Below are 10373 nucleotides of genomic sequence, written 5' to 3' on the forward strand. Positions count from 1 at the left end.
GGGCTTGGTCGACGCCGTGGACACCTGGCGCTCACGCTGGCCCGCCGCCGCGGGCCGGGCCCGCGGGAGCCTCGCGGGCCGGCTCGTCCTGCGCTTCGTCGCCGCCAGCGGCTACGACCGCGCGCTCGCCCTGGCCACGCAGGCGTTCGTCGGGCTCGTCCCGGCCGCGATGCTGGCGGCGGGGGTGCTCTCCGGCGACCCCACAAGTGCCCAGCACTGGCTGGTGGCCCGCCTCGACCTCGGGGAGCAGGCGTCGCAGGCGGTCAACGACCTGACCCGGATCGCGCCGGTGGCGGACCCGCCGAGCGTCGTCGTCGCGACCGTGCTGGTCGTCGTCACCGGCCTCGGGTTCACCCGCACCCTGCAGCGGCTCTACGTCGCCGCCTGGGCGCTGCGGCCCCTCGGGGTCCGGGGGTACCTGCAGGGGCTGCTCGGCGTGCTCGTGCTCGTCGGCGGCATCGCGGCGGGCATCGCGTGGCGCCATGGCAACCCGGCCACGGCGACGGTCCACGTCGTCACCACGGTCCTGCTGTGGCTGCCGGTCCAGCGCCTGCTGCTCGGCGACCGGGTCACCCTGCGCCAGCTGCTGCCCGGCGCCGTGCTCGTCGGAGTCGGCCAGGCGATGCTGACGTTGTTCGCCGCGCCCTTCCTGCGTGCCGCGGTCGTCGAGCACGCCGCGCGCTACGGCGCCATCGGGGTGGCGTTCGTGCTGGTGTCGTGGCTGCTGCTGTTGTCCTACCTGCTCGTCGGGGCCGCGGTGCTGAGCGCCGAGCTCGCCGGTGCGCCCGTGCCCGGCGTCCGGCCGGGTGACGCCTACTGATCCCGTCGGCGCGGCACCCAGGCCGTCACGATCTTCCCGACGGCCGCGACCAGGAAGAACTGCCCGACGACGATCTCCACCACCGACGCCGTCTCCGCCGCCCAGCCGATCGGGACGACGTCGCCGTAGCCCGTGGTCGAGAGCGAGACGAAGCTGAAGAAGAGCAGGTCGCCGGTGTTGACCGGGGTCGAGAACGACGGCGTCACCGCGTCGATCAGCCGGTAGACGAAGGCGAAGAAGATCCCGATCTGCAGGTACGCGGCCACCGAGCCCACGAGCATGTCGCCGTCCACCTCACGGGAGGAGGCGACGTCGCGCAGGATCGACACCGGCGCGATCACGTACAGCAGCGTGTTGAGCACGTAGACGGCCCACACCCCCACGTCCGCAGGCACCTGCGTCACCGACGGCGCCAGCGCCACCGCCACCACGACGACGGTGGCGACCAGGAGCAGGGTCAGGGAGAGCCTGACGACGCGACGGTCCGCGCCGGAGTGACGCAGCGACAACGACACGGTCGCCACCTGCAGGAACGCCGCGACCGCCGCCCCGCGCAGGCCCTCGACGGCCAGCGAGACGGCGTAGGTCACGATCACGAGGAGCAGGACGGTCGGGTAGGTGGTCCGACGGCTCGACATGCGCACGCGGGCGACGCTAGAGCCGGCGCGGGCCGACCGGGAGGCCCGAACCTGACGATTGCACCCGCCCCGGCGTGAGGATGGACGACCGCGCGAGGCAGGCGGCCCGCGTCACCTCGCCGCGAGGCTCGGCCGATCGACGACGGTCATCTCCACGCCCGGTGCGATCCGGTAAGGACGGCTCTCGACGATGCCGCCGAGCTTGCGCCGCAGCCGCGACACCTCGGCGCGCACGGTGATGAGGTGATCGGCGTCACCGTGCAGGGCGCGGCTGAGCGCGACCGCGCTCAGCCCGGCCGGGCCCGCACGGTGGAGCAGCGTCAGGATCTCCGCGTGCCGCGCGGTCACCGAGCTGCGCCACTGCCGGTGGCAGCCGGAGACCTCGATGCAGGGCGTCGTCGAAAGATCCAGGGTCAGCACGATGCGCCGGTCCTGACCCGACGGCCGGACCAGCCACCCGTCGGCCAGCGGCTCGGGCAGGCAGAGCCCGAGGCCGGGCACCGTCAGCGGCTGGTCGGCGGACGGCACGGCGATCCGGTCCCGCGGCGCCACGCCCACGGTGTGCGCCACCCACCCGTGCTCGTCGACGAGCAGCAACGGCCCGGCCACCGACGTCAGGGTGGGTGTCGCCGCGGTGCGCAGCCGCTCCAACCGGAGCTCGTGGTGGCGTCGCAGCTGCCCCTCTTCGAGCCGGACGGCCGTCTCGACGAGCGCCAGGATGGCCGGGTGGAGGGTCAGCGCGGGCCCGCTGATGTCGATGATCCCGATCAGTGCGCCGGTGCGCGGGTCGTGCATCGGCGCCGCCGTGCAGTACCACGGGTGCTGCTGCTGTTCGAAATGCTCCGCCGAGAACAGCTGGACGGGGGCGGCCTCGGCGAGTGCGGTGCCGATGGCATTGGTCCCGACGTGTGCCTCGGTCCATTCGGCACCTTCCGCGAAGGCGAGAGCGTCCGCGCGGCTGCGGACCCGCGCGGATCCCTCACGCCAGAGAATGACGCCGTCGGCATCGGTGACGACCATCAGGAACTGCGACGCATCGGCCACCGAGCAGAGGATCTGGCGCAGCTCGTCGATCACGAGCGACAGGGGCGACTCCCGTCGGCGGCGCAGCACCTCGTCGAACGGGAGCGGGTTGCGCAATGACCGGTGGCCGGGATCGAGCCCCCCTTCGAGCACCCGCGTCCACGACCGGGCGACGACGCCGCGAGGACGCATTCTGGGCTTCCCGCCACCGATCACCGCGTCGTGCATCCGCACCAGTTCCCGGGCATGGCTCGGAAGGTCGGTGCCGGGACGGATCGCGCTGAAGTCGTTCACGTGGCCTCCACGACACGCGATGGATCCGACCAGGATAAGCACCGGATCGCGGGTGGCACGGCCCGCCAGGTCGCATGCAACCCCGTGCAACCCTTGCCGCCGGGACGCCGCGGGTGTGGGTTGTACCACATCGAACGTGTCATCGGGGACGGCGCGGCGCGACCGGGACGAGGTCCCGTCGCCGGCGCGGTCCTGCGCTGCGGGAGGTCCATAGCCAGCGTCTGACCTGCACGATCACATCACACGGGCAGCGAAGCCGATCGGGTCGACTTGGCCCGGCGACCCGACCGGCCTCTCGCGTGCGCTCTCCGGGTCCAGCCGGTGCGCGCCCCGAAGCATAGCGATGCACTGCCGCAGCGGTGCCGGGCCGATTCCACAGAACGCCTCGTTTGCGCTTCAGGAAGGCCGGTCCTGATATGTCCGCAACACAGCAGAACCCGACACAGCAGAACCCGACACAGCAGAACCCGCGCGCCGCCACCGCCGCGGGAGAGCGCACCGTCAGTTGGTGGGTGCACGGTCTGGCGACCGTCGGTGTGGTGGTGGTCGTCGCCCTGGCGGGCTGGTACCTGCTCGCCGATCCGATCACGAGCCCGCTCGGTGTCTACCCGCTGCCCTTCAACGCGGCGCTCTTCTGGGCGCTGATGTTCGTCGTGTGGACGGGTTTCAACCTGGAGATGGCCTGGTTCTCGCGTCTGGGCCAACCGCTTCGCGGAATCGTCTACACGGGCGCCATCTTCGCCTTGGCGATCGTCGTCACGTGGGTTCTGGCGGCCGGGATCGGCCAGGTCGATCCCGACTTCGCCGCGTCCCGCGACGGTGGCCTGGGCTATTTCGCGGGCGCGTTGTTCGTCCTGTTCGGCTTCTCGACCTACGTCCTCGTCGTCCTCAACTGGGCGCACTGGCCGTGGACCGACCTCGGCCTGAGACAGCCGCTCGTCGGCCTGTGCGAGATCGCGTTCGTGTTCCTGCCGACGCTGCTGCTCTACGTCGTGCTCGGCCTGCCGGCGGTGTCGGCGTCGCCCGTACAGGGTCCGCCGCTGATCGGCCTCGACACGCTGATCGGCTGGTACTACTCGATCATCGTGGCGGTCGTCGTGACGGGCCTCGTCCTCGACAACTGGCCGTGGCGGCTGGCCGGGAGCCGGGGGCGGATCGCCGCGGTGTCGCTCGCCGGGAACGTCGTGCTGGGCACGCTGCTCTACGTGGTGCTGCTGCGCGTGAGCGAAGTGCTCGTCGGTCCCACCGCCGCGGAGGAGCTCGGTGAGAGCATCCACCAGTTCCCGGCGCAGCTCGGGGTGTGCTGGGTGGCCTGGATGATCGTCTGGGGCAACGCCTTCGGGAACCGTCCCGCCGGGCGCGGCCGCGCGGTCGACTTCGTCTCGCGCATCGGGATCACCTTCGGCCTCGCGGTGGGCACGTTCGTCCTGTACTACCACTGGCTCGCCGGCGCGGTGCTCCACGAGCCGGTCGTCGCCGGAAGCCTGCACGGCAACGCGCTCGGGTTCATGGACTGGTTCGCGCTGGTCACCCTGCTCTACGTCGTCGGGTTCGAGTCGTACGGCATCCCGCGCCCGCGCACCGGCGACGACGCGGTCACGCCCGAGTGACAGCCGTCGCACTGACCAGCCGTCCAGACCCGTCCGCACAGCCACAGTCCACAGTCCGGAGGACAACCATGAAAGCAGCCCGCTTCCACGCACCCGGCGACATCCGCATCGACGACGTCCCCGAGCCCGCCACGCGGCCGGGAACCGTCAAGGTGCAGGTGGAGTGGTGCGGCATCTGCGGCACCGACCTGCACGAGTACGTCGACGGCCCCATCTTCGCGCCCACGGCGGCCGCGCCGCACCCGCTCACCGGGGAGTCGGTGCCGATCACGCTGGGACACGAGTTCGCCGGTGTGGTGGCCGAGGTCGGCGAGGGTGTCACCGCGGTGCGTCCCGGTGACCGCGTCGCGGTCGAGCCGTACATCGTCTGCGGCCGGTGCGACGCCTGCACCATCGGCCGCTACAACGTCTGCCAGAGCCTGGGTTTCGTCGGCCTCTCCGGGCTCGGCGGGGGCTTCTCGCAGTTCGTCGTCGCCGAGGAACGCTGGGTCCATCCCCTCGGCGAGCTGGGCACCGACGTCGGCGCGCTGATCGAGCCGCTCGCGGTCGCCTACCACGCCGTCCGGCTGTCGGGGGCGAAGCCCGGGCACACCGCGCTTGTCTTCGGCGCGGGACCGATCGGCCTGGTCACGACCGCCGCGCTGAAGGCTGCGGGCGTCGAGCAGGTCGTCGTCGTCGAGCCCGCCGACGTCCGCAAGGCGAAGGCCCCCGTCGCGGGCGCCGACCACGTGCTGGATCCGACGACGACCGACGTGACGGCCGAGGTCCGCGAGCTCACCAAGGGCCGTGGCGCCGACGTGTCCTTCGAGTGCGCCGGCATCGACGCCGTCCTGAAGTCCGCGATCGGCTCGACGCGGGCGGGTGGCACGGTGGTGAACGTGGCGATCTGGGGACACGAGGCGAAGGTCGCCATGAACGACCTCGTCTTCCGGGAGGTGAACATCCTCGGCTCGCTGGCCTACGCGGACGATCACCCGGCCACGATCCGGATGGTCGCCGAGGGCAAGGTCGACCCGTTCCAGTTCATCACCGGCCGGATCGAGCTCGACGACATCGTCGCCAAGGGCTTCGACGAACTGATCCACAACAAGGAGGAGAACGTGAAGATCCTGGTCAGGCCCTGATCGCAGGGCGGACCACGCGCCGGGCCGGTGCCCCCGACAGGGGACACCGGCCCGGTCCTTCGCGGTGCGGTGGTGTCCCGCGCTGCGGGAGATGACCCCGCCAGCGCCGATCGGCCCCTGCCTGCTCGCGCCGCTCCAGCCGCGCCCGGTCGGGGTCCTGCACCGCTCCGCTCGCCGACGGCCGCCCGGCACCGCGGCGGGACGAGCGAACGGCGCCTGCGCGCGAAGAATGGACCATTTTCCGGTATGTCGATCATCGGCGGTGCCCGCCGTGGGCGGCGCGCACCACCGATGACCTGCATGGATGGCGCCCCCGGCAGGACTCGAACCTGCGACCCTGGGATTAGAAGGCCCACGCTCTATCCGACTGAGCTACGGAGGCTCGGCCGGCCGAGACTAGCCTGCCGCGGACGGGATGTCGCATGTCCGGGCGCCCCGACGCTTCGCCCACGATCGAGCAAGTGAGAAGCTGAATCATGCCTCCGACGCTGCACTTCGCGGTCGGCTCCGACATCGGACGTCGCCGGTCCATGAACCAGGACTCGGGATGTTCCAGTCCCCGCCTGCTCGCCGTCGCCGACGGCATGGGCGGTCACGCCCACGGCGAGGTGGCCAGCGCCATCGCGATCGCCGAACTCGCGACGATGGACGTCGCGCTGCGCGACGGCGGGCTCGCCGACGCGGACCTGCTCGGGGAGCTGCGCAAGGCCGTCGCCCGGGCCGCGGCGGTGCTCACCGACAAGGCCGCGCAGGAGCCGGACCTGCGCGGTGCGGGCACCACCGTCGTCGCGATGCTCGTGGACGGCACGCGCGCCGGGATCGTCCACATCGGGGACTCGCGCGCATACCTGCTGCGCGACGGTGAGCTGCTCCGCCTCACCCGCGACCACACGCTCGTCCAGGCGCTGGTGGACGAGGGCCGCATCTCGGCGGAGGAGGCCGCGGACCACCCCCGCCGCTCGGTGCTCGTCCGCACCCTGCAGGCGGGCGGGCACGACGAGCCGGACCTGTTCCCGCACGAGGTGCGCATCGGCGACCGCTACCTGCTCTGCTCGGACGGGGTCACGGCCGTGCTCTCGGACGCCGATCTCTTCGACGTGCTCACCTCGCTCGACGAACCCACAGCGGTCGTGGACCGGCTCATCGAGCTGGCGAACGCGGGCGGCGGACCGGACAACATCACGTGCGTGATCGCGGACGTCGTCGAGTCCGAGGCGAACGGCAGGCCCGTGCCGGCCGAGCCGGTCGTCGTCGGGGCCGCAGCCGCGATCTGATCGCTGTCCGCCGGTCCGCGCACCGGGTCGTCAGCGCCGGGCGACGAGCCGCCGCACCGGCACCGGCAGCACCCGGTCCGGACCGCAGCGCTCGGCGAGCTCGACGGCGAGGTTCTCGGCGACGTCCGCCGGTAGCGGCGGCCACAGTCCCGCGGCGGGCAGCGTCTCCACCGCCTCGAGCGCAGCGGCCGGATCGGGCAGCGGGAGCGCGAAGGGCATCCGGTCGTCGGCCATCACGGCGAAGTCCGCGGCGGCGAGCAGCCAGCCCGCGTTGTCCAGCCCGGACCGGTTCGGCCACGCGCCCCGGCGCACGGGCCGCAGCAGCCGGGCGAGGCGCAGCTCCGGCACCGTCCGCAGCGTCACCGAGGGCGTCAGCACCACCAGCGTGCCCGCCGGGCGCAGCACGCGCCGGATCTCGGCGAACACCCGGTCGATCGCGACGAGCCGGGACAGTGCGAGCAGCAGGCAGATGCCGTCGACGGCGTTGGTCGCGAGCGGCCACGGCGTCGCCAACGTCCGGGGCAGGGGAGCGGGCCCACCCCGCTCGACGACGCGGCCCTCCGGGTCGAGCCACCGACGCCGCTCGCCGAGCTCCGCGTCGAGCACGCCGGGACCGATCTCGAGGACGGTCCGCGCGCCCGCCAGCGGGCCCACCGCCCACGGAAGGGGGGTCGTGCCGTGGGGATCGACGATCCGCTCCAGCACCCGTCGCACCGCGTGCGTCGGGTCGCCTGCGCCGCTCACCCCAGCAGTGTGGCGACCCCGCGGGATGAACGGCCGCGCGGGCAGGTCCTAACCTGGGGGGCATGGCCGAGCCGTCCGTGGGCGCGCCGGCAGGGTCGCCTGCCGGGTCGCCCGCAACGCCGCCCGCCCGACCGGAGCCCGTCGGCCGGCGTGGGTCGGACACCGTGCTCGTGGTCGCGGTCGGGATCGCCGTCGCGGTGTTCGTCGCGGCCGGCCTCGCCGCCCTGTCGCCACCGATCGTCGTGCCGGGGCTGCCCGCGCCGGACCCGGTGCTGACCCTCGGCCTGCCCGCGGTCCGGACCTTCTCCCACCTGTGCATGGCGATCACGATCGGCGGGCTGCTCTGTGCCGCCTTCCTCGTCGCGCCGCAGACCTCGGGATACCTGGACGTGGCGGGCTACCGAGGCCTGCGCGTCGCCGGCTTCGCCGCGATCGGGTGGGCGCTCGCGGCGGCCGCGCTCGTCCCCCTCACGGTGGCGGACGCGCTGGGCCGCCCGCTCGGCGACGTGCTCGACCCGGCCGTGCTGCTCGACCTCGTCCCGCGGCTGTCCACCGCCTCGTCGTGGCTCTTCACCGCGCTGATCGCGCTGGTGGTCCTGATCGGCTGCCGCAGCGTCCTCACCTGGGGCTGGTCGGTGGTGCTGTTCGCGGTGTCGCTGCTCGGGCCGGTCCCGGTGGCGCTCACCGGTCACTCCGCGGGCGGCGGTGCGCACGACGTCGCCACGGACAGCCTCCTGCTGCACGTGCTCGCCGCGTGCCTGTGGGTGGGCGGGCTGGTCGCCGTGCTCGTGACGGCCGCCGCCCGCGGCCCTGACCGTTCGGCGCTCGCCACGGCAGTGCCCCGCTTCTCGGCGCTTGCGGGGGTCTGCTGGGCCGTCCTCGCGGTGTCCGGTGTGGTGAACGCCCTGGTCCGGGTGCCGCTGGGGGCACTGTGGGGGAGCCCTTACGGAGCGCTCGTCCTCGCGAAGGCGGCCGCGCTGGGCGTGCTCGGGTACGCGGGGTGGCGGCACCGCCGCGCCACGGTCGGGAAGGCGGCGCGCGGGGAGCCGGGCGCGCTCCTGCGGCTGGGCGGTGTCGAGGTGCTGCTCATGTTCGCCACGTTCGGGCTCGCCGTCGCACTCGGCCGCACCGCGCCGCCGGAGACCGGCGCCGGTCCGCCGACCGCGGTCGAGCTGCTCCTCGGCTACAACCTGGACGGGCCCCCGACGCTCGCCCGGCTGCTGTTCGACTGGCGGTTCGACCTGATCTTCGGCACGGCCGCGATCGCGCTCGCCGCCGCCTACCTGGCCGGGGTGTACCGGCTGCGCCACCGCGGGGACGCCTGGCCCGTCGGTCGCACGGCGGCCTGGTTGGCGGGATGCGCCGCCCTGCTCGTCGCGACGAGCTCGGGCATCGGCAGGTACGGCCCGGCGATGTTCAGCGTGCACATGGCCGAGCACATGATCCTGTCGATGCTCGTGCCGATCCTGCTGGTCCTCGGCGCCCCCGTGACGCTCGCGTTGCGTGCCCTGCCCGTCGCGGGGCGAGGGGGGCCGCCCGGGCCGCGGGAGTGGTTGCTCGCCGCCGTCCACTCGCCACCGGCCCGGCTGCTGACGAACCCGCTGCTCACGCTGCCCCTGTTCGTCGGCAGCTACTACGCGCTCTACTTCTCCGACCTCTTCGCCTGGGCGCTGCCCCAGCACCCCGCCCACGTGGTGATGAACCTGCACTTCCTCGTCACGGGGCTCCTCTTCTTCTCGCCCCTGATCGGGGTCGATCCGGCACCCCGGCGGCTACCGCCGGTCGCCCGGTTGGGGCTGATCTTCGCGTCGGTCCCGTTCCACGCCTTCTTCGGCGTCGCCCTCATGGGTTCGGACCGGGTCGTCGGCGGGGAGTTCTACCGGGCGCTGGCGCTGCCATGGGTCCCCGATCCGCTGAAGGACCAGCAGCTCGGCGGCGGTCTGGCATGGGCGTCGGGGGAGCTGCCCCTGCTGATCGTCGTCATCGCGTTGCTGGTGCAGTGGGCCCGGCTCGACGAACGGTCGGCGCGACGGGATGATCGTCGAGCAGCCGCGGACGGAGATGCGGACCTGCAGGCCTACAACGCCATGCTGCGGCGGCTCGCCGCGGGGGACAGGCCGTCCGGCGTCCCGGACGGGTCCGACGTCAATCACCCGGATGGGCGCCTCCGCGACGAGCGGCGGGCCGTCGCGGTCCCTTCTTCGCCCGCTGCCGCCGCGGAGGCCGGCGAAAGTCCTGCTCACGACCGCCCCGGCCGAGGTAAGGTCGCTGACGAGGACGCCGAGGAGGGCTGACCGCTCGTCGCGCCGCGATCATGGACGGGTACTGCTCGTGAGGGCTGTTCCTGCAGGTCAGGCGCGGTTTGAGGGGGGCGATTTGACGCCCCCTGAAGCCCCGGCGTAACTTTGTCGTCGTCAGCGGGACACCGGACAGAACGAAGCCCTAGCGGCCCGGTCAACAGGGCCCCGCGGACCGACCCACTCGAGCCCCCCGATTCCGCAAGGATCTCGGGGTGTTACAGTGGGAAAACACAGCCCCGGAAGTTCTCCTCGCGGAGAGCGATGGTGTGCGGGTGTCTTTTGAGAACTCAACAGTGTGTCGAGCTTTGACTGCATCGGCTGTGGTTTTGTGGCTGTGGTTGGTGTGGTTTTGCGGATTGGTTTTGTGCCAGTTTGTTTTTTTCCCTCGGGCTTGTGTGTCTGGGGGGTTTGTTTGGCCAGGTTTTGTTGGAGAGTTTGATCCTGGCTCAGGACGAACGCTGGCGGCGTGCTTAACACATGCAAGTCGAGCGGTAAGGCCTCTTCGGGGGTACACGAGCGGCGAACGGGTGAGTAACACGTGGGTGA

8 protein-coding genes, 1 tRNA gene and 1 rRNA gene are annotated in these 10373 nt (G+C 72.4%); 6 read left to right on the plus strand and 4 right to left on the minus strand.

Annotated elements, in window-relative coordinates; genetic code table 11:
- Nucleotides 1–4: 4 nt before the first annotated feature.
- A complete protein-coding gene (locus tag AB7J25_RS03395) occupies nucleotides 5–820 on the plus strand; it encodes a hypothetical protein (protein ID WP_428504882.1) in 816 nt (271 codons plus the stop codon).
- Here the strand turns inward: AB7J25_RS03395 and AB7J25_RS03400 are convergent.
- On the minus strand, nucleotides 814–1458 hold the full coding sequence (locus tag AB7J25_RS03400) for a potassium channel family protein (protein WP_428504884.1): 645 nt from the start codon (nucleotides 1456–1458) through the stop codon (nucleotides 814–816). The two genes, AB7J25_RS03395 and AB7J25_RS03400, sit on opposite strands and share 7 nt — an antisense overlap.
- 111 nt (nucleotides 1459–1569) lie before the next feature.
- Entirely contained in the window at nucleotides 1570–2775 is a 1206-nt protein-coding gene (locus AB7J25_RS03405) for a transcriptional regulator (RefSeq protein ID WP_428504886.1), read from the minus strand.
- 512 nt (nucleotides 2776–3287) lie between these two features.
- On the opposite strand from AB7J25_RS03405, the gene AB7J25_RS03410 reads away from it, so the two are divergent.
- Nucleotides 3288–4385, plus strand: coding sequence for a hypothetical protein (locus AB7J25_RS03410; RefSeq protein ID WP_428504888.1), 1098 nt, complete (start codon nucleotides 3288–3290; stop codon nucleotides 4383–4385).
- A 68-nt stretch (nucleotides 4386–4453) separates the two neighbouring features.
- Nucleotides 4454–5509 carry a 2,3-butanediol dehydrogenase gene (locus AB7J25_RS03415; RefSeq protein WP_428504890.1) on the plus strand — a complete coding sequence of 352 codons (1056 nt, stop codon included), beginning with the start codon at nucleotides 4454–4456 and terminating at the stop codon, nucleotides 5507–5509.
- A gap of 305 nt (nucleotides 5510–5814) precedes the next feature.
- Here the strand turns inward: AB7J25_RS03415 and AB7J25_RS03420 are convergent.
- Nucleotides 5815–5891 (minus strand) — tRNA-Arg (locus tag AB7J25_RS03420).
- 94 nt (nucleotides 5892–5985) lie between these two features.
- Here AB7J25_RS03420 and AB7J25_RS03425 point away from each other — a divergent pair.
- The gene (locus AB7J25_RS03425) at nucleotides 5986–6783 is read left to right on the plus strand and encodes a PP2C family protein-serine/threonine phosphatase (RefSeq protein ID WP_428504892.1); all 798 of its coding nucleotides are present in this window, start codon (nucleotides 5986–5988) and stop codon (nucleotides 6781–6783) included.
- A 30-nt stretch (nucleotides 6784–6813) separates the two neighbouring features.
- Here the strand turns inward: AB7J25_RS03425 and AB7J25_RS03430 are convergent, their stop codons facing one another.
- On the minus strand, nucleotides 6814–7527 hold the full coding sequence (locus AB7J25_RS03430) for a methyltransferase domain-containing protein (protein WP_428504894.1): 714 nt from the start codon (nucleotides 7525–7527) through the stop codon (nucleotides 6814–6816).
- Between the two features lie 62 nt (nucleotides 7528–7589).
- On the opposite strand from AB7J25_RS03430, the gene AB7J25_RS03435 reads away from it, so the two are divergent.
- Complete coding sequence (locus AB7J25_RS03435) at nucleotides 7590–9821, plus strand: cytochrome c oxidase assembly protein (RefSeq protein WP_428504896.1); 2232 nt, start codon at nucleotides 7590–7592, stop codon at nucleotides 9819–9821.
- A gap of 429 nt (nucleotides 9822–10250) precedes the next feature.
- A 16S ribosomal RNA gene (locus AB7J25_RS03440) occupies nucleotides 10251–10373 on the plus strand; the annotation flags it as partial.

The sequence above is a fragment of the Pseudonocardia sp. genome (assembly GCF_050246655.1).
Taxonomy (GTDB): Bacteria; Actinomycetota; Actinomycetes; order Mycobacteriales; family Pseudonocardiaceae; genus Pseudonocardia.

What these genes read in the sequence shown, in the direction of transcription:
- AB7J25_RS03425 (WP_428504892.1), top strand. Translation starts at nt 5,986, where the DNA reads ATGCCTCCGACGCTGCACTTCGCGGTCGGCTCCGACATCGGACGTCGC.
- AB7J25_RS03400 (WP_428504884.1), bottom strand. Translation starts at nt 1,458, where the DNA reads ATGTCGAGCCGTCGGACCACCTACCCGACCGTCCTGCTCCTCGTGATC.
- AB7J25_RS03415 (WP_428504890.1), top strand. Translation starts at nt 4,454, where the DNA reads ATGAAAGCAGCCCGCTTCCACGCACCCGGCGACATCCGCATCGACGAC.
- AB7J25_RS03435 (WP_428504896.1), top strand. Translation starts at nt 7,590, where the DNA reads ATGGCCGAGCCGTCCGTGGGCGCGCCGGCAGGGTCGCCTGCCGGGTCG.